The following is a 20,176-nucleotide window of genomic DNA, read 5'->3' as shown; positions in this document are numbered from 1 at the left end:
GGGCACGACATGGACGAATTGTCATCTCGCCCCGCTTGCATGGATGATGCGGGCTGGGGCAGCCTTGATCCCGGGTAGTGGGGACAAGACCGCATCATGATTTTTGGTAAGACGTCGACGGCCATCCTGTTGGTTCTGGCCGCGCCGGTCGTTGCGCAGACCGCCGCGCCGATGGCCACGAAGCCACAGGCGCCGGTGGTATCGGCATCGTGGCAGAGCGCGGGCAGCGATCTTCCGGCCGATCCGGCCTGGCGGACGGGCACGTTGCCCAACGGGCTGCGCTATGCCGTGCGGCGGGGGACGCAGCCGCCGGGCACGATCGCGGTGCGCATCCGGATCGACGCGGGCGGCCTGATGGAAACCGACGAGCAGCAGGGCTGGAGCCACCTGCTCGAACATATGGTCTTTCGCGGCACCCGGAAGCTGGCGGACGGCGAGGGGGTGAAGATCTGGCAGCGGCTGGGCGCGAGCTTCGGCAGCGATACCAACGCCTTTACCGGCCTGACCGCGACCACCTATGTCCTCGACCTGCCGCGCAACGACGAAGCCTCCTATGCCCAGGCGATGGAGGTGCTGTCGGAAATGATGAGCAGCGCGACGATCGCCCCGGCCGCGCTGGAGACGGAGCGCAAGGTGGTGTTGGCCGAGCGCGCGATGCGCCTGACCCCGCTCGCGCAGAAGGTCCAGGCGGTCGCCAACCCCATCATGCTGGCGGGCACCAAGGCGGCGGTGCGCAACATCATCGGCAGCGAGGCGACCCTGTCGGGGGCGAGCGCCGATCGCCTGCGCGCTTATTACAAGAGCTGGTATCGGCCGTCGCGAGCGCAGGTGATCGTGGTCGGCGATGCCGATCCCGCCATGCTGGAAGCGCAGATCCGCCGTAACTTCAGCGGCTGGCGCGCGGTGGGGGCGGAGCCTGCGGCGCCCGATTTCGGTGCGCCGACCAAGCCCCCGCGCGATTCCGCGGCGGTGGTCGATCCGCAAATGCCCAACAGCCTCCAGATGGCCTATGTCACGCCGCATGACGAGCGGCCCTGGACCATCGCCCGGCAGCAGCGGCAATATCAGGACTGGGTCGCACTGGGCGTGCTCAACCAGCGGCTGTCGACCGAGGCGCAGAAGGGCGGCGCGCTGATCGGCGGGCAGCTGACCAACACCGCCAACCGCCATATCCAGGACCAGCTGACCCTGGCGCTGGGGTTCAAGCCGGGCAATTGGAAGGCGGCGTTCGACCAGGCCGCAGGCGTGCTGAACGGCGCGCTGGCCGAGCCGCCGTCGCAGGAGGAAATCGACACCCAGGTCAAGCAGATGGCCATCTATCTGGACCGGCAGGTGGCCGAGGAGCCGACGGCCTCGTCGTCCGGGCTGGCCAATGGCTATGTCAACGATGTCGAGCAGGGCGATGTCACCGCGCCCAACGCCTTTTATCGCGACCTGTTCGCCGCGCAGCGCAAGAGCTTCGATCCGGCCTCGGTCCAGGCGACGATCCGCCGTCTGCTCGCGCCCGAGCCGCGCCTGATGCTCTATTCCTCGGTGCCCGTGTCGGGCGGCGACGCGGCGGTGGCGACGGCCCTGGCGGACGTCAAAAAGGTCGCGGCGGTGCGCGAGGCGAAGATCCGCGCGGTCTCGATGGACGAGCTGAAGCTGCCGGGCACGCCCGCCACCGTCGCCTCGACCGCCACCATTCCCGATCTGGGCATCGAGCGGGTCCGGTTCTCCAACGGAATCGAGCTGGACCTGAAGCAGACCGATTTCGAAAAGGATCGCATCCGCGTCAACGTTCGGATCGGCCATGGCCTGTTGGGCGAGGCGCGCAGCGATCCGGGGCTCAGCTGGACCAGCAGCATGGTCATGGGCAGCGGCTTCGGCCCGTTCCGCCCCGACGAGCTGACCCGGTTGCTGGCGGGGCGCAATATCGGCTTTCGCGCGGGGCAGGCGCTCGATGCGATCAGCGTCGACGGGGCCAGCGACGGGCAGAATGTCGCCGACATGCTGAAACTGATGGCCGTGGGGGTGAGCCAGAACCAGTATCGCCCGGTGACCGTCTCGCGCCTGCGCGACAGCATGATCGCCAGCTATCAGGCAACCTATAGCCAGCCGTCATCGGTCCTGCGCGCCTTTTCGGGGCCTTATCTTTATGGCGGCGATACGCGGTTTCGCGGCCTGCCGCCGATGAACGAGATCGCCGCGCTGACGCTGCCCGCCTTTCGCAGCTATTGGGAGCCGCGGCTGGCGGCTGGGCCGATCCAGATCTCCGTGGTCGGCGATTTCGACCGGGCCGCCGTCGTTGACGCGGTCGCGCGCAGCTTCGGCACGCTGCCTCCGCGCAAGGACATTCGCCCCGATCCCGAGCGCAGCGATGTGCGGGCGACGATCCCGGCGGCATCGCCCATCACACTGTTCCACAAGGGTGACGCAGGGCAGGCCATGGTCGTGCGCGCCTGGCCGACCCTGGGCCTGCTCGACGACATCACGGAGGTTCGCGCGCTGGACGTCGCCAGCCAGATTATCGAAACCCGCCTGATCGAAGGGTTCCGCGAGACGCAGGGCGGCAGCTATTCGCCCTTTGCCAGCCACCCCGGTTATGTCGAAATGCCGCATTACGGCATCCTGCAGGTGGGGGCGCAGCTGGGCGTGAACCGGATCGAGGATTTCGAGAAGGCGCTGTCGGCGATCATGACCGATCTGGCGACGAACGGGCCGAAACCCGACGAGTTCGCGCGGGCGAAAGCGACGATCCTAGGCAATGCCAAGCGCGCGCGCAGCAACAACGCCTATTGGACGAGCGTGCTGGGCAATGATTTCGACGATCCGCGCATCATGACCCTGATCCGCCAGGGTATCGCCACCCGCGAGGCCGTCACGATCGACCAGGTTCGCGCCGCCCTGGCGCGCTATGCCGGGCCGTCGCGACCCGGTTTCGAGATCCGGGTCCTGCCCGAAGCGCCGGTGGCCACGCCCTCCGCCGCTGTTCGCTCCACTCAATCAGACTGACGAAGATAGTCGGTTTTACTCTCCGGGAAATCTGGCCCCTTATGGTCGACAGACGGGCGGCGCACGATGCTTTGCGCTGCCCCACGGGTTGAACCGAGGAGTGGAATATGGCGTCCCAGGTCGAAGACAATCAGGGCCAGAGCGCGGGCGGTTGCCCGGTCGCGCATGGCGGCGGTGGCAATGGACCCGGCAAGCGCGGTGGCGGCCGTGGCGGTCCCGGCAACAAGGACTGGTGGCCCGAGCGGCTCCGCCTGGAAGGGCTGAACCAGCATAACCCGCGCTCGAACCCGCTGGGCGAGAATTTCAACTATGCCGAGGAGTTCGCCAAGCTCGATCTCGACGCGCTGATCGCCGATCTGCACGCGCTGATGACCGACAGCCAGGATTGGTGGCCCGCCGATTTCGGTCATTATGGCGGCCTGTTCATCCGCATGGCGTGGCACTCGGCGGGCACCTATCGTGTCACCGACGGTCGCGGCGGTGCTGGTGGCGGGCAGCAGCGCTTCGCGCCGCTCAACAGCTGGCCGGATAACGCCAATCTCGACAAGGCGCGTCGCCTGCTCTGGCCGATCAAGCAGAAGTACGGCGCGCAGATCAGCTGGGCGGACCTGTACGTCCTGACCGGCAATGTCGCGCTGGAATCAATGGGTTTCAAGACCTTCGGTTTCGCGGGCGGCCGTGCCGACACCTGGGAGCCGGAAGAGCTGTACTGGGGCCCCGAGGGCAGCTGGCTGGGCGACGAGCGTTACTCGGGCGAGCGACAGTTGCACCCGGCGCTGGGCGCGGTGCAGATGGGCCTCATCTACGTCAATCCGGAAGGCCCGAACGGCACGCCGGATCCGGTCGCCTCGGCCCGCGACATCCGCGCGACCTTCGCGCGCATGGCGATGAACGACGAGGAAACCGTCGCGCTGAACGCTGGCGGCCACACCTTCGGCAAGACGCACGGTGCGGGCGATCCGTCCTTCGTCGGCGCTGAGCCCGAAGGCGCGGTGATCGAGGATCAGGGCCTGGGCTGGCGCTCCAAGCACGCGTCGGGCATGGCCGGTGACGCGATCACCTCTGGCCTGGAAGTCACCTGGAGCCAGACGCCGACTCGCTGGTCGAACAACTATTTCAAGAACCTGTTCGAATATGAGGACCAGTTCGAGCTGGTGAAGAGCCCGGGCGGCGCCTGGCAGTGGGAGGCCAAGTCCGCCCCCGCCGACGTGCCGCACGCGCACGACCCGTCGAAGAAGCAGCATCCGCGTATGCTGACCTCCGACCTGGCGATGATCAAGGACCCGGAATATCGCAAGATTTCCGAGCGCTTCTACAAGGACCCGGAATATTTCGCCGAGACCTTCGCGCGTGCCTGGTTCAAGCTGACCCACCGCGACATGGGGCCGGTCGAGGGCTATCTGGGCCCGCTCGTGCCGCAGGAGCCGCTGATCTGGCAGGACCGGGTCGATCCGCTCGATCATCCGGTCGTCGATGAGGCGGACATCGCGTCGCTGAAGGACAAGATCCTCGCCTCGGGTGTGTCGGTCCCGGCGCTGGTCGGTGCGGCCTGGGCTTCGGCCTCGACCTATCGCCGGTCGGACAAGCGTGGCGGCTCGAACGGTGCGCGTGTCCGCCTGGCGCCGCAGAAGGACTGGGAGGTCAACAACCCGGCGCAGTTGGCCGAAGTGCTGACCACGCTGGAGGCGATCCAGGCCGAGTTCAACGGCTCGGCGACGGGCGGCAAGAAGGTGTCGATCGCCGACCTGATCGTGCTGGGCGGTTGCGCGGCGGTCGAGAAGGCGGCGAAGGATGGCGGCGTCGAGGTGACGGTGCCCTTCACCCCGGGCCGGATGGATGCGCGTGAGGACCAGACCGACGTCGAGTCCTTCACGGTGCTCGAGCCCATGGCCGATGGTTTCCGCAACTATCGCCAGGGCATCCAGTTCATGGCGCCCGAGGAAGCGCTGGTCGACCGTGCCCAGCTGCTGAACCTCAGCGGGCCGGAGATGACGGTGCTGGTCGGTGGCCTGCGCGTCCTGGGCGGCAACGCGCCGGGCGTGACCGAGGGGGTGTTCACCGATCGGGTCGGCACGCTGTCGAACGACTTCTTTGTCAACCTGCTCGACATGAACACCGAGTGGGAGCCGAGCGCGGACGAGAATCTGTTCCACGGTCGCGATCGCCGCACCAAGGAGCACACCAAGACGGCGACGCGTGTCGACCTGATCTTCGGTGGCCATTCCGAACTGCGCGCGTTGGCGGAGGCCTATGCCTGCTCGGACTCGAACGCGCCGTTCGTCCGCGACTTCGTGAAGGCGTGGGACAAGGTGATGAACGCCGGTCGCATGGACATCTGATCCGGGCGGACATCCAAAGGAAAGGGGGCCGTGCCGTGAGGTACGGCCCCTTTTTCATGGGCTCTACCCTCGCCCTATCTGGTGCTGCGCACCTCCCTCCCTCTCCCATTGGGAGAGGGAAGGGGCCCAGCCGCGATAGCGGGTGGGAAGGGTGAGGGTGGGGTTAGCCGATCACTCTTCGTCCTCGTCCATTTCGCGGTCGATCGTGTCCATGAAGTCGCGCGCCGCTTCCTTGTCGGCTTCGTCCTCGAACGCGTCGTCCAGGTCGGGGGCGACGCCCAGCATGTACGCCAGGCACCAGAGCGCAAAGCGACGGCCGCTGTCGCGCTCCAGCCCGAACTGGACCCGCAACCGGTCGATCCCGGCGGAAAGCTGGTCGGGCGACAGGTCGCCGATATCCTCGGTGCCGAAGAAGCGGATGAGCAGTTGATCGAAATCCATGCCCGTTCTTAGCGGAGCCGGTCCGCGCACCCAAGCGTCAATGGACGGGAGGCAGTCCATTCCTCCCCTGGAAGGGGAGGTGGCGCGCATCGCGCGTCGGAGGGGTGTCCCGCTCTGGATAGGGCGACACCCCTCCGTCAGGCCTTTCGGCTTGCCACCTCCCCTTACAGGGGAGGAATTGGTAGAGCGGGCTCACCCCATGCGCAGCGGGCCATTGGCCACCGGCTCGCCGAAATCGGGCGTGCCGTCGGGGCGATAGCGGAAATATTGCATCCGGGTGTCGCGATTGGGATCGAACAGCGGATCGCCCTTGATCGCGGCATAGTCGCGCGCGTGATAAACGAGCACGTCGCGCCCGCGTTCGTCGACGGTGAAGCTGTTGTGGCCGGGCCCATAGACCTTGTGCGCCTCCGAGGTCTTGAAGACCGGCACCGGCGATTTCGACCAGTTGGCCGCGTTCATCAGGTCGGCCTTCGCGTCGCAGGTCAACATGCCCATGCAGTAACGTGCATCGGTGGCGCTCGCCGAATAGGTCATGAACAGCTTGCCGTTGCGGGCGAGCAGGGCGGGTGCCTCGTTGACCTTGTAACCCTGGATTTCCCAGGGAAGCGTCGGCACCGACAGGCGAACGGGCTTGGCCGCCAGCGTCAGCGCCGTCTTGAGCGGGGCGAGATACAGGTTGGAATTGGTCTCGATCCCCGGCTCGCGCTGTGCCCAGACGAGGTAGCGCCGGCCCTGGTGCACGAAGCTGGTGGAATCGAGCGTGAACGTATCCCACTCGGTCTGAAGCTGGCCCAGCACCGACCAGTTGCCCGTCATCGGGTCCGGGCCGTCGCACATGACCGCATAGGTGCGGATGCGAAACACGTCCTCGCCACCGCCGCTGGGCCCCGCCGCGAAATACATGGTCCATCGGTCGTCGACGAGGTGCAGTTCGGGCGCCCAGATGAAGCCCGACATGGGACCGCTCTTCAGGTGTCGCCAAAGGACCTTTTCGGGCGCGGTCGAGAGCCCGGCGAGCGTCCTGGACCGACGCAGGACCAGCCGGTCATATTCGGGCACCGATCCGGTCATGTAATACCAGCCATCGGTGTGTCGGAACACCTGCGCATCGGCGCGCTGGCGGACGACCGGGTTGACGATGGTGGGCGCAGGCCGCGCGGCGAGGAGAGAGGGCGTCGCCACGGCAGTCGTCGCCCCGGCCAGGAATGTACGTCGGCTCAGCATGTCCATCCTCCCATCGGGCCGTCATCTCCCGCGCGGACGGGGCGGCGGCGCCTTATCGTTCCGGTCGTCCCGCTGACGCCGATCGCATGGTCTTAACGGATAACTCCGACATTAAAAAGCCGTTCGCCGGAATCCCCGGCGCTTGCGCAAGCTCCAATCCACCAAGCCGTGCAGCACCGTCGCGACCGCCGCGCCGAGCAGCACCTCGCTGCCGCGCTCGATGGCGGTATGAACGATGCCGCGATCGGGCAGGGCGGTCATCAGCACGATCGGGGCGGTCCACATGCACACGCGCAGCTCGGGCCGGATCCGGGCGACCGTCGCGCAGATGGCGATGGCGACGACCAGTTGCAGCGGATGGCCCGGGCTGGGGTCGTGGACCGCGCTGGCCACGCCGATCGCCACCACCAGCCCGATCGCTGTCGCCATCACGCGCCATACAAAAGCGCGTCGCGTGTCGGTCGCGCTGTCCTGCGACACCACCAGCGCCGACACGACCGCCCAGATGGGATGGCCCAGGCCGACGGCCGCGGCCAGCAGCGAGGCCAGCATGGCCGACCCCGTGCACCGCGCGACGAACGCCGCCGACCCTATCCAGGCGGGCGGCGCGCCCCTTGCCGTCATCGTCACCGGAAGAGATTGGCCTTGGCAAGCGCGATGACCTCGTTCCCCCGGCCACTGAGCACGGCGCGGGCCGCGTACAGGCTAAAGCCCTTGGCCTGCTCGGCCTGGATCTTGGGCGGCACGATCAGTTCCAGGCCCTCGGTCACGACATCGACCAGCGCGGGGCCGTCATGCGCAAAGGCCTCGCGCAGGGCCGCCTCCAGCGCGTCCGACCGGGTGACACGGACCCCGAAATAGCCGATCTCGCGCGCGATCGCGGCAAAGTCCGGATTGGTCAGCGAGACATTGGTGTCGACATAACCCGCCGCCTTCTGCTCCAACTCGACAAAGCCGAGGGTCGAGTTGTTGAAGACGACGATCTTGATCGGCAGGCGCATCTGCACCGCGGTCAGCATGTCGCCCATCAGCATGGCCAGCCCGCCATCCCCCGACAGCGACACGACCTGCCGTCCCGGAAACGCGCCCTGCACGCCCAAGGCCTGGGGCAGGGCGTTGGCCATCGAGCCATGGTTGAACGACCCGATCAGTCGCCGCTTGCCGTTCATCGTCAGATAGCGTGCCGCCCAGACGGCAGGGGTGCCGACATCGGCGGTGAAGACCGTGTCCTCATCGGCGATCCGGTCGACCATCGCCGCGACATATTGCGGATGCAGCGGCGCGTCGCCGTCGCGCGGGGTGGCGAGGTCGTCCAGGCCTTTGCGCGCATCGCGGTAATGCGCGCGGGCCTTATCCAGAAAGGCCTGGTCGCGATCCGCGCCGATCAGCGGACGCAGCGCATCGGCGAACGCCTTCACATCGGCCACCACGCCCAGGTCGAGCGGCACGCGCCGCCCCAGCGCGCCGGGGTCACGATCGACCTGCACCACCTTCGCCTTTTCCGGGTAGAAATTGCGATAGGGAAAATCGGTGCCCAGCATCAGCAGCGTGTCGCATTCCATCATGGCGTGATAGCCCGACGAAAAGCCGATCAGCCCGGTCATCCCGACATCGTAGGGATTGTCATATTCGATCCATTCCTTGCCGCGATAGGCATGGACGATCGGCGCCTTCAGCGCCGCGGCGAGCGCGACGACTTCGTCATGCGCGCCCGCCGTGCCCGATCCGCAGAGCAGCGTCACCGCCTTCGACCCGTTCACCAGATCGGCGACCTGCCGGAGCGCCGCCTCGTCGGGGAGCAACCGGGGCGCGGCGAGGGCGGGGAAGGGGACGCTGCGCGTCTCGGGCGCTTGCTGGAGCGCGACGTCGCCGGGGATGACCAGCACCGCGACCCCCCGCTGGCCGATGGCGGTGCGGATCGCGCGGTGGAGCAGTTCGGGCATCTGACGGGCATCCTGCACCATCTCGCAGAAATGGCTGCACTCGCGGAACAGCTCGGTCGGGTGCGTTTCCTGGAAATAATTCAGGCCGATCTCGCTCGACGGGATATGCGCCGCGATCGCCAGGACCGGCACGTGGTTGCGGTGGCAATCGTACAGACCGTTGATGAGGTGCAGGTTGCCCGGCCCGCAACTGCCCGCGCACACCGCCAGTTCGCCGGTCGCCGCCGCCTCCGCCCCGGCCGCGAAGGCGCCCGCCTCCTCGTTGCGGACATGCATCCAGGCGAGCTTGCCAGAGCGGCGCATACTGTCGTTAAAGGCGTTCAGGCTGTCGCCGGTGACACCCCAGATGCGCTGGACGCCCGCCTCGATCAGGGTGTCGTTCAACAGGTCGGCGATCGTCTTGGTCATGTGCGTCAGGTCCCTATGCGCGGCAGGCCGGTTGGCCGGGGCTGGGGAGAGAACGCGCGCGACGCCGTTCGCTTCCGATGAAACTCGGCAAACGCGATTGCAGATTTTGCAGCCTTTGGGGCGAGCCGCGATTTCCGATCAGCGGTGCTGGCGATCCATTTCTGTCAGGATCGCCGTGTGGATGGCGATCCGCGCTTCAAAGATACGCTTGTTGTCGCGCGTGGGGTTCACGCGATTGGTCAGCAGGACGATGAAGGCATCCCGCTTCCGGTCGATATAGAGAGACGTGCCGGTAAAGCCGGTATGGATCAGCGCATCGGGCGCGGCGCGCGGGCCGGCAAAGCTGCCCGACGGATCGGGCATGTCCCATCCCAGCGCGCGCGAGGTGCCCGGCGGCTCGGCCTGGCGGGTGGTGAAGGCGGCGATGGTCGAAGGCTTCAACAGGCCCCTGCCGTCGCGAAGATAGAGTTCGGCCAGTTTGGCGAGGTCGCGCGCGGTCGAGAAGAGCCCGGCATGGCCGGCGACCCCGCCCAGCACATAGGCATTTTCGTCGTGCACCTCGCCCCGGATCAGCCGGTGCCGGAACACATCGTCCTGCTCGGTCGGCGCGATCCTGTCCCTTCGCCGGGCAGGCGGGTTGAAGCCGGTATCCTTCATCCCGAGCGGCCCGAATGCCTTGTCTTGCAGGAAGCGGTCCAAGGGCTTGCCCGACAGGCGTTCGACGATCTCGCCCATCAGGATCAAATTCTCGTCGCGATATTGATAGTGCGAGCCGGGCGCCCAGGCGACCGGCATATGGTCGATCAGGGCGAGCAACTCCTGCCGGTTGCGGCTGTGCTGCCAGAGCAGATCGGTGGTGAACAGGCCCGAGCTGTGACTGAGCAGGTGGCGCACGGTGATCCGGTCATGGCCGGGCGCAGCGGCAAAGGCGGGGAGATAGGCGACCACCGGGCGGTCGAGGTCCAGCAGCCCCCGGTCATAGAGCAGCTCGGCCGCGGTCGTCGTGCCGACGACCTTGGTCAGCGAGGCGAGATCGAAGATCGCGTCGCGCGGCATGGGCGGCGCATCGGGCGTGGACGACATCCGCCCGAAGCTGCGCAGCGCCACCAATCGGCCCTTCACGCCGATCGCGACGACGGCGCCCGGAAAGGCCCTGCCGACCCAGGATTGGATCTCGTCAAAGGCGCCGGCGAAGCGGGGCGGCCGTGCCGCGACCGATGGGGCGAATAGGGCCGCCGCCGTCATTCCCTGCACGAAGCGCCGCCGGTCGATCGTCATGGATGAAGCTCCGTCACCTGGCGAATATGCGCATCGACCGCCGCCCTGCCAAAGGGAAAGGGGCGCGCCCGACCGGCCAGCCACGCGGCATAGCCGTCGCGATAATAAGGCGAACGCGGGTCGATCGACTGGCCGGGCAGGGTCAGCACGCAGCTGGCATCCCAATCGCCGACATCGCAGACTATCAGGAAACTCGCACCATGGCTGACATGATAGTCGCGGGCCGCGACATAGCCGCGCGCCATCACCGTGAAGGCGTCACCCCCGGACCGGCCACTCTCGATGGCGGGCAACGCGGCGTCGATCGCGGGCCGGCCCGACAAGGGATGGCGAAGGACGACGCGGTGGACGTCGCCCCAGCGCCAGGTCGCCGGATCGGCGCCGAACGTCTCCGACGCTCTCTCCCAGGCGCGGCCGAGCGCGGCCGCCAGCAGCGCATCGCGCGCCGCGTCGGGATCGGGGCCGAGCCGCGTATCGGGATGAGTGAGCAGCGCGAGCATCGGTCGCGGGTCGATCGACGTCACCAGCTCGCGCACCGCATCGGGCACGATCGCGGCGAGGCAGGCCTTGCCGAGTTCGGTCCACAGCATCTCGAACAGGGCGGCGGGGGCGCTGTCGGCGCCTAGCCGGGCGTCCCAGTCCCGCAGCATCGCCGCCGCCTGTTCCGCCACGCCGTCGAGCCCCTTCGGCAGCAGTGGCAGCAGCGCCCGGGCGGGCAGGGACAAGTCGTCATGCTGCAACGCCACGCTGTCGGCGATGCCGTGGCTGTCCGCTTCGCCGAGCACCTGCACGATCCGGTCGTAGCGATAGGGCGCGTTCCAGGTGAAGCTCGTCAGGCCCTTGGCCGACGACCAGTCCGGCGGCAGGTTGAACTGGTTGGCCGAGGCGAACCAGCCCTGTGCCGGATCGAGAAGCTTCGGCATCTGCTCCGCGGGAAGAATGCCCTGCCAGTCGAACCGTCCGTCGCCGGGCACGGGCATCAGCCCGTCGCTCTGCGGGCGGACCGGCACATGGCCCAGCAACCGCCAGCCGATATGACCGTCGACATCGGCATAATGGAGGTTGGTCGGCGCGACGTGCAGCCGTGCCGCCTGGGCCAGCTCGTCCCAGTTCTTCGCGAGGTTGAGCGCGATGATGGCGAAGGTCATGTTCGCGCCGGGCCGCAGTGACACCGATGCCATCGCCGTCGCGCGCCCGTGGGACGAATCGTGAAACAGCACCGGCCCCTGTTCGGCATGGCGGAGCGTCACCACCACGTCGTCGCCGTCCTTCACGCGGATCGTCTCGGTCACTTGTGCGAACCGCTTCCACTGCCCCCGATGGCGATAGCATTCGGGATCGTCGGGCTTCAGCGCCAGGACGTACAGATCCTCCTGATCGATATGCGAATTGGTCCGCCCGAACGCATAATGGTCGGTATGGCCCTGCATGATGCCGGGCATACCGGGGCTGCCCGCGCCGATCACGTCGAAACCCGGCGCGGAGAGGTGCGCGAGGTGACGCGGCGAGAAGCCGCCAATCCCCAAGTGCGGATCATTGGCCAGGATCGGGCGACCGGTGGCCGACCGCGCGGGCGCGATCGTCCAGGCATTGCTGCCATGCGCGTCGCGGTCGAGGCGATCCTCGACCGGATCGTAACCGGCGAGCGCCGTATCGCTCCACGGCAGGGGCCCTTCGGTCTTGCCCAGGATACCCAGATCGGCCTCGGAGATCGCCGCCAGGTCGAGGCCCTCGGGCACTTGTGGCGTCCAGTCCCCGGCCAGCGGCGCCATCAATGCGTCGAGGTCGAGCAGGCCGATCGCCGCGAGCCGTGCGCGGCGAACCTCGTCGGACACGCTGCCCATATCGCCGCTGCGGATGTGCACCAGATCGGCGATGTCCCATCGCAGCGGTCGCAGCGACAACAGGCCATATTCGGGCGGCAACAGGGCCGGATCCCCCTCCAGCTCGGCGATGCGGGCGTTGATCCCGTCGACATAGGCACGGGCGCAGGCGACGACATCGGTAGGCAGCCCGGCCAGCTCGGCATCGACGTCGCCGCGATAGAGCAGCAGGCGCGCGGCATGGTCGTGGGGCACGAACCGCGCGCCGAACGCCTCCGCCAGTCGTCCGAGATCGCGCCGCAGCTGGAGGTCGATCTGGAACAGCCGGTCGCGGGCGACGACATAGCCTTGCCCGAAATAGGCATCGGGAATGGAGGCGGCGCGGATATGCGGCACGCCCCATTCGTCGTCGGCGATGGTCACGGAGGCCCGCAGCGGCACGGCGTTACCCCTTGGCGGAATGGGTTCTGGCCGTGCCGCTGCCCAGGCTCAGCGGGTTTGGAACCGGACGCCGACCCGGAAGGCGCGGCCGAGCAGATCCGAATAGGTGCTGTTCGCCGCCAGCCCGGTTTCCGGCAACAGGATCGGATCGCGATCCAGCAGGTTCGTGATGTTCACGAACAGCTCGGCCCGGCCGCCGCCCCGCGTCTCGATCTTGGTGGTCAGGTTCAGGTCGAGATACATCGCGCCTGCGATCGAGTTGTTGTCGATCGTCGGGAATTGCGAAACGGTCGCGGCGGGGCGCCCGGTGGGGCAGTTGCCGTCGCAGACGATATAGCTGTTGCCATAGGTCCCGCTGCTCACCCCGCGTGCGGTGCCGGTGATCGAGAAGCGGTCATTCTCATAGGCCAGGTTGAAGCGATAGATCCACTTGGGCGGGCTGGTGCCGCTCAGCTGGCCGACAATGTCGATCGGCACCACGTTGGGCACGCCGCTGTCGGTGATATTGTGGATATAGCGCGTCGCCAGCCCGTGGAGCGTGACCGCACCCGGGGCCTGTGGGAAGATTTCGGTCAGCGGCAGGCGGTAGCTGGCGTCGAAGTCGATGCCGCGCACCCATTGCCGGGCGAAGTTGAACGGGCTGGCGCGGAAGAACAGCTCGCGGTCGCCCGACGGATCGGGGCCATAGGCGGCGCAGAAGTCCTTGCGCCCCTCATAGCAGCGATTGATGATGTCCTGCGCGAAGAACTGCCCGATCGCGTCCCGCAGCTTGATGTCGAAGCCGTCGACCGAGGCCGAGAAGCCCGGCAGGAAGCGCGGCTGGAGCACGACGCCGATCGAGATCGAATCCGCCTTTTCGGGGCGTAGATTGGGGTTGCCGGTCGTGAGTTCGCGGAAGGTGACGGTGGTCCGCCCGGTCGCCGGATCGGTCAGCGTGTTGGTCCGCGACGTACCCGACGCGTACAGCTCGCTGAGATTGGGCGCGCGGATGTCGCGCGAACGGGTGGCGCGGAAACGGATGTCGGGAATGGGCTGCCACGTCGCGCCCAGCTTCCAGGTGGTGACATAGCCCGAGGTGGAATAGTCGGTCCCGCGAACCGCGCCGTTGAACTCCAGGCCCAGGCCCAGCGGCACCACCGTTTCGAGATAGGCTTCCTTGACGTGATAGCTGCCAAAGGTGGGCAGGAAATTGCCGACCGACCAGCCGGTCTGGAACTGGCTGGGCACGAAGCCCGACACCGACTCCCGGCGATATTCGCCGCCGACCGCGACGCTGACGTCACCCGCCCAGGTGGCGAAGGGGGTCAGCGACAGGTTGGCGCCCGCGACCGTCTGCTTCAGCTTCTGGTCGCGATAGGGATCGCCCAGGACATAGTCGATCGCGGCCGGATTGGCGACGCCGATGCCCAGCCGGTTGAGCGGCACGCAGCCATTGGTCGGCGCGGTCAGCGAGGATCGGCACACGATCGTGCCGGCCGCCACGCCCAGCGCATTGCCCGCCGGCGCGGCGACCGCGTCGGTGGCATTGGCCATGGCGGCGGTGTTCATGATGTCGCGCAGCTGTTCGTGCGCGTTCGTCTCGCCATATTGGCCATAGACGTTCCAGAACGCCTTGTGGCCGAACGCCTGGAACTCGCCCTCGCCGCCGATCGCGTAACGCTGCACGTCGCGGCTGCTGTTGTTCTTGCGATAGGGCAGGTCGACGGCGGTGCTGCCGACCGTGACCGAGGTGACGGCGGAGCGCTCGGCGGGGGTGATGAGCCCGGCGGACACGGCATTGGCCAGTGCGGCCTGGAGGTACGGGTTGGCCGCCGTCAGCGTGATGCCGGTCGTCGATTGCGGCCCGGCGTTGAACAGCGTCTTCTGCCAGTTATAGGATGCCTCGGCGAACAAGGTCACGCCGGTGGCGACCTCGTAGCTGACCCGGCCGAACGCGCCACGCCGGTCGTCATCGGCATCCAGGCCGATATTGCGGCCCTGATCGTTGACGCGCCAGTCGCCGCCCTGGGTCAGCGAGGGGGCGGTCGCCCCGCCCAGCGCCGGGAAGCTGAGCGCGCCATATTGATACTGGTTCGCCGCGCCGCCTTGCCCGAAATAGATGCCGCGCAGCCGGTTGGCGACACCGCCGCTGGAATTCAGGATGATGCCGCCGGGGGTGGTGTTGGAGACGCCGACCGGCTGGCGGATCAGATACTGCGCCTGGCCATTGGTGTTGGTGTAGTTGGGATTGGTGATCCGCACCACGCCGCGCGCATTCCAGTCGCGATCGACCTGGAAGATGCCGTCGCGATGCGCCCATTCGCCGCTCAGCAGCAGGTGGCCGCGATCGTCGCTGCCGAAGGCCGTGCCGACGGCGGCGCTGAACGAATAATTGGCGCCGTCGCCGCGTTCGGTGATCCCGTTGTCGGCCAGGATCTTGATGCCCTGATATTTCTTGTCGAGCACGAAGTTGACGACACCGGCGACCGCGTCCGAGCCATAGGCGGCGGAGGCGCCGCCGGTGACGATCTCGACGCTCTTCACCAGCGCCTGGGGAAAGGTGTTGACGTCGACCAGGCCGGTGACGCTGGACGACACCGTCCGCCGTCCGTCGAGCAGCACCAGCGTACGGATCTCGCCCAGCCCGCGCAGATTGAGCGCGTTGATGCCCGCCAGGCCCGAGCTGATCGCCAGCCGCGAATTGGAGGGGCGGGTGGACCCTGCCAGCGCGGGCAGCTGGTTGACGAAATCGGCGATGTTGTTGGTCGGCGAGGTGTTGAGGATATCCTCCTGCGTCGCCACGGTCAGCGGCGTCGGCGACTGGAATCCGTTGCGGATGATCCGCGTGCCGGTGACGGTGATGTCGTCCGGGTCGATCTGCGTGCCGTTGATATCCTGCGGAGCCGGCGTCGCGCCGGGCTGCTCGGTCGTCTGGGCAAAGGCCGGAGCGGCAAGCGCCATCGACAAGGCTGTCAGGCCCGTACCGGCCCTCATCAGGCGGCGCCAAGATCCGTCGGTCATCTGCAATCCCCCTATTCACGATCTTTGGAGCGTGATCTCCCTGCGGCCGGTCATGATCTTGTCGCTGATCCGTGCATCCGGGATGGTGCAGGCGAGACGCGACCCAGGTCAAGGGTCGTGCGACTACCGATCGTTCGGTGGGCCATAGCCTTGGATTATGGCGGCATTGCACACCGGTCTTGCCGCCTTATGCTTCGGGACCGGCCGCCCTGTCGGCATGGGCATCCTCCGGTTTTGCAGGATGCGCGACGGGGTAGGCGGACCCACGGGATGGTTCGAAAAGGGGGAAACCATGGTCTCTCGCCGTACATTCCTGCTCGGCGCCACGGCATTGGGCGCGCTCGCGCCCTGGCGCGGGATCGCCCGGCCGGTCGCCACGACCGCCTATGCGGCGGTGCCCGGCCTGTCGCGACCGATCGAGATCGTCGACGATGGCTGGGGCGTTCCGCATATCCGGGCGCAGACCAAGGCGGATGCCTTTTTCGGCCAGGGCTATGTCGTCGCGCGCGACCGGCTGTTCCAGATCGACTTCGCCCATCGGCGGGAGATGGGGCGGATGGCCGAGGCCTATGGCGCGGCGTTCGCGCCCTACGACGCCAAGGCGCGACTGTTCCATTATCGCGGCGATCTCGATGCGGAGCTGGCCCGTATCCCGTCGCCGGTGCGGGACTGCGTGCGGGGTTATGTCGCCGGGATCAACGCCCGGATCGCCGAGGTGGAGCGCGATCCGACTCTGCTACCGCCGGAATATCGCATCCTGGGCGTGATGCCGCTGCGCTGGGAATTGCGCGATCTGGTTTTGGCGCGCGGCGGCGCGGTCGGCAATGTCGATGACGAGATCCGCCGTGCGATGCTGGCGGCGCTGGGGCGGCTCGATCTCGACCGGTTGGTGGCCCCGCTGCGCCCCGTGGTCGCCATGACCGTGCCGGAGGGGCTGGACCCCGCCCAGGTCGGCGAGGCGGACATGGGGGTGCTGCAGATGGGCCCCTTGCCGTTCGGACGCGAAACACCGACCCGCGAGCGGGACGAGATGTTGAGCGCCACCAATGCCGGGTCGAACGCCTGGACGGTGGCGGGCAGCCGTACCGTGACCGGTCGTCCGATCCTGGCCAATGATCCGCATCTGGGCATTGGCGGCTTCGGCCCGCGCCACGTCGCCCATCTCACCGCGCCCGGCCTGGACGTGATCGGCGGCGGCGCGCCGGGGCTGGCGGGTATCATGCAGGGGCATACCGACCGCTTCGCCTTCGGCCGCACCAATTTCCATATCGACCAGGAAGACCTGTTCGTCCTGGAACTGCATCCGAACGATCCCGAACGCTACCGCCATGACGGCGGCTGGAAGCGGTTCGCGCGGCAGGTGGTCGAGATTCCGGTGAAGGATGCGCCGCCGCACCGGGCGGTGCTGCGCCATGCGGTGCAGGGGCCGGTGGTGTCGCACGATCCGGCCCGTTCGCGCGCGACCGCCATCGCCTCGGTGGGGATGCAGCCGGGTGGATCGGGCGCCTTTTCGATGGTCGCGATCAACCTTGCACAGGATTGGGCAGGGCTGCGCGAGGCGTTCAAGCTTCACCCGTCGCCCACCAATTTCCATTATGCCGATGTCGACGGGCATCATGCGTGGCAGGCCATCGGCTTCTGGCCGGAGCGCAAGCGCGGCGACGGCCTGCTGCCGGTGCCGGGCGATGGTCGTTACGATTGGGTGGGGGTGCGCGACTTCCGTGCCTTGCCCGGCGTGTTCGATCCCCCCGCAGGCTGGTTCGCCTCCGCCAACCAGAACAACCTGCCGCCCGGCTGGCCCATCGAGCGGAGCCCGGCCTTCTCCTTCCGCGATCCCGCCCGCTATGATCGCATCGCCGAAGTGTTGTCGAAACAGACCCGGCACAGCCTGGCGGACAGCGTGGCCTTGCAGCACGATACGCTGTCATCGCTGGCCCGGCGTTTCCAGGCGATGTTGCCGCGCCAGCCTTCGCCCGGAGCGACGGCGGCGGTCGCGATGCTCGCCCGCTGGGATGCGCGGATCGACGGTGCGAGCGGGGCGGCGGCCTTGTACGAGATCGTGCTGCGCGCGTTGAACGCACGGATGGTCGCCGCGCTGGTCCCCGAAAACGCGCGCAGCCTGATATCGTCGATCGAGCCGCCCGAATTGCTGCGTGTCGCCGCCGACCGGCCCGACCTGATCGACGAGGCGCTCGCCACCGGCTGGACGGATGCGACCACGCTGCTGGGCCCCGATCCCGCGACATGGCGATGGGATGCACTCCACCGGGTCCGGATCGCGCATCCCCTGGCCCGGATCCCGGCGATCGCCGCGGCCTTCCCCCCGATCGAGGTCGGGGGTTCCGGCGGCGATGGCTTTACCGTGATGGCGCGCTGGCTGGGCAACGGGCCGGACTGGCGGGTCGGCGGCGGCGCGAGCTATCTCGAGGTGATCGACGTCGGCGATTGGGATCGGTCGCTTATGCTTAACCTGCCGGGCGAGTCGAACGACCCGCGCTCGCCGCACCGCCAAGACCAGGTCGGCCCGTGGAGCGCGGGCCGGATGCTGCCCATGCCGTTCAGCCGGGCCGCCGTCGATGCGGTCGCCGCAACCGTCACCCGCCTGCAACCCGAGAGGAGCCCGAAATGAAGCGCCTTGCCCTGATGGCCCTTGTCTGGTGCGTCGCCACGTCGGCGAGCGCACCGCGCGTCGATGTCCTGATCCGGGGCGGCACCATCTATACGGGGGGCGAAACGCCACCCTTTGTCGGCGATGTCGAACTGGCGGGCGATCGCATCGTCTATGTCGGCGCGCCGCGCGGTACGGCGGCGCGGGAGGAGGTCGACGCGCGCGGCCTGATCGTCGCGCCCGGCCTGATCGACGCGCATACCCATCCGGACAGCTATATCCGCTCGGCCGATCCCAAGGCGCGGCTCAATCTGCCCTGGCTGGCGCAGGGCGTCTCGACCGTGGTGATCGGCGTCGACGGCTATGGCAGTTTCGAGGTGGCCAAGGACGCACGCGCGCTGGAGGCCAGCGGGATCGGCACCAATGTCGTGCCGTTCGTCGGCTTCGGGGCGATCCGCAAACAGGTGCTGGGACAGGATGCCCGCGCGCCGACGCCCGCCGAACTGGCGGAGGAGAAGCGCCTCGCGGCCCGTGCCATGTGCGAGGGCGCCTATGGCCTGTCCACCGGACTATTCTATGCGCCGCAGAGTTTCGCGAAGACGGACGAAGTGGCGGCGGTCGCCAGCGAGGCGGGCAAACGCGGTGGGATGTACGACACGCACCAGCGCGACGAGGCGAATTACTCGATCGGCCTGCTCGCCTCGACCCGCGAAGCGATCGAGATCGGGCGCATTGCGGGGACGCCGGTCCATTTTGCGCATCTGAAGGCGCTAGGCGTCGATGTGCAGGGTCAGGCACCCGCGCTGATCGCCACGATCGAGGCGGCGCGGCGCAAGGGCCAGGCCGTCACCGCCGATCAATATCCCTGGCTGGCCTCGGGTTCGAGCGTCGATGCCGCGCTGGTGCCCGGCTGGGCGATGGACGGTGGCTATCGCAAGCTGCTCGCGCGGTTCGACGATCCGACGACGCTGGCGCGGTTGAAGACCGAGATGGCGGAAAATCTGCGTCGGCGGGGCGGGGCGGATTCGTTGTTGCTCACCGCGCAGGGCCAGCCTTGGAGCGGCAAGACACTGGCCGCGATGGCGGCGCAGTGGGGGCTCTCGCCGATCGACGCGGCGATCCGCATCCTGCGCACGCCCAATGCCACCGGCACCGGCCCGGCGGGCAGCAGCGTGGCGAGCTTCAACATGGCCGATCGCGACGTCGACCTGATCATGAAGCAGCCCTGGGTCGTGACGTCGTCGGACGGATCGGATGGCCATCCTCGCCAATATGGGACCTTCCCGCAGCTCTATCGCACCTATGTCGTCGATCGGAAGGTAATCACCCTGCCGCAATTCATCCGCCGTTCGACCGGCGCGACGGCCGACATGTATCGCATCGCGCAGCGTGGGTATCTGCGGCGTGGCTATTATGCGGATGTCGTGGTGCTCGATCCCCAAAGCTATGCACCGCGTGCCGACTATATGCATCCGCGCGTGCCCAGCGTCGGCGTGACGGCGCTGTTCGTCAACGGGCGACGGGCCCTGTCCGACGGGGCGGCGACCGGCGTGGCGGCGGGACGGGCGCTGCTGCGGCCCCGGCCCGGCGGCTGCGGCCAATAGCCGGACGTTATAGGCGGCGATAGGAGCGCGATTGGCGGCCCGTATGGCATTGCTCCTATCATCTCCGCAT

The 20,176-nt window shown here is 67.8% G+C and carries 10 protein-coding genes and 1 pseudogene; 4 read left to right on the top strand and 7 right to left on the bottom strand.

The features are described from left to right. Positions 1-96 precede the first annotated feature (96 nt). A complete protein-coding gene (locus tag QZ546_RS13895; RefSeq protein ID WP_294238662.1) occupies positions 97-2,994 on the top strand; it encodes a pitrilysin family protein in 2,898 nt (965 codons plus the stop codon). Between the two features lie 107 nt (positions 2,995-3,101). Then, the gene (gene katG, locus QZ546_RS13890; RefSeq protein WP_294238656.1) at positions 3,102-5,333 is read left to right on the top strand and encodes a catalase/peroxidase HPI; all 2,232 of its coding nucleotides are present in this window, start codon (positions 3,102-3,104) and stop codon (positions 5,331-5,333) included. A 171-nt stretch (positions 5,334-5,504) separates the two neighbouring features. Here the strand turns inward: katG and QZ546_RS13885 are convergent, their stop codons facing one another. The 7 genes and pseudogenes from QZ546_RS13885 to QZ546_RS13855 all read right to left on the bottom strand — a co-directional run bounded on the left by QZ546_RS13885 (position 5,505) and on the right by QZ546_RS13855 (position 15,894). Further along, positions 5,505-5,774, bottom strand: a complete 270-nt coding sequence (locus tag QZ546_RS13885) for a hypothetical protein (protein WP_294238653.1) — start codon at positions 5,772-5,774, stop codon at positions 5,505-5,507. A gap of 204 nt (positions 5,775-5,978) precedes the next feature. Further along, positions 5,979-7,007 (bottom strand): annotated as a pseudogene (locus tag QZ546_RS13880) (family 43 glycosylhydrolase); the annotation flags it as partial. 105 nt (positions 7,008-7,112) lie between these two features. Beyond that, complete coding sequence (locus QZ546_RS13875) at positions 7,113-7,625, bottom strand: FUSC family protein (protein WP_294238686.1); 513 nt, start codon at positions 7,623-7,625, stop codon at positions 7,113-7,115. A 2-nt stretch (positions 7,626-7,627) separates the two neighbouring features. Beyond that, positions 7,628-9,352, bottom strand: coding sequence for a ubiquinone-dependent pyruvate dehydrogenase (gene poxB, locus QZ546_RS13870; RefSeq protein ID WP_294238650.1), 1,725 nt, complete (start codon positions 9,350-9,352; stop codon positions 7,628-7,630). A 138-nt stretch (positions 9,353-9,490) separates the two neighbouring features. Next, on the bottom strand, positions 9,491-10,630 hold the full coding sequence (locus QZ546_RS13865; RefSeq protein ID WP_294238647.1) for a serine hydrolase: 1,140 nt from the start codon (positions 10,628-10,630) through the stop codon (positions 9,491-9,493). Beyond that, a complete protein-coding gene (locus QZ546_RS13860) occupies positions 10,627-12,876 on the bottom strand; it encodes a penicillin acylase family protein (protein ID WP_294238644.1) in 2,250 nt (749 codons plus the stop codon). Before QZ546_RS13860 ends, QZ546_RS13865 begins: the two co-directional genes overlap by 4 nt. Positions 12,877-12,942: 66 nt before the next feature. Continuing rightward, the gene (locus QZ546_RS13855; RefSeq protein WP_294238642.1) at positions 12,943-15,894 is read right to left on the bottom strand and encodes a TonB-dependent siderophore receptor; all 2,952 of its coding nucleotides are present in this window, start codon (positions 15,892-15,894) and stop codon (positions 12,943-12,945) included. A gap of 292 nt (positions 15,895-16,186) precedes the next feature. Between QZ546_RS13855 and QZ546_RS13850 the strand changes: the two genes are divergently transcribed. Both QZ546_RS13850 and QZ546_RS13845 read left to right on the top strand, forming a co-directional pair. After that, positions 16,187-18,523, top strand: a complete 2,337-nt coding sequence (locus QZ546_RS13850; RefSeq protein WP_294238639.1) for a penicillin acylase family protein — start codon at positions 16,187-16,189, stop codon at positions 18,521-18,523. Next, positions 18,520-20,106, top strand: coding sequence for an amidohydrolase family protein (locus QZ546_RS13845; RefSeq protein ID WP_294238637.1), 1,587 nt, complete (start codon positions 18,520-18,522; stop codon positions 20,104-20,106). Before QZ546_RS13850 ends, QZ546_RS13845 begins: the two co-directional genes overlap by 4 nt. Positions 20,107-20,176 lie beyond the last annotated feature (70 nt).

This window comes from uncultured Sphingomonas sp., from assembly GCF_913062585.1.
Classification (GTDB): Bacteria; Pseudomonadota; Alphaproteobacteria; order Sphingomonadales; family Sphingomonadaceae; genus Sphingomonas.
The sequence above is the reverse complement of the archived record's forward strand: the minus strand, read 5'-3'. Positions and strand labels throughout refer to the sequence as shown.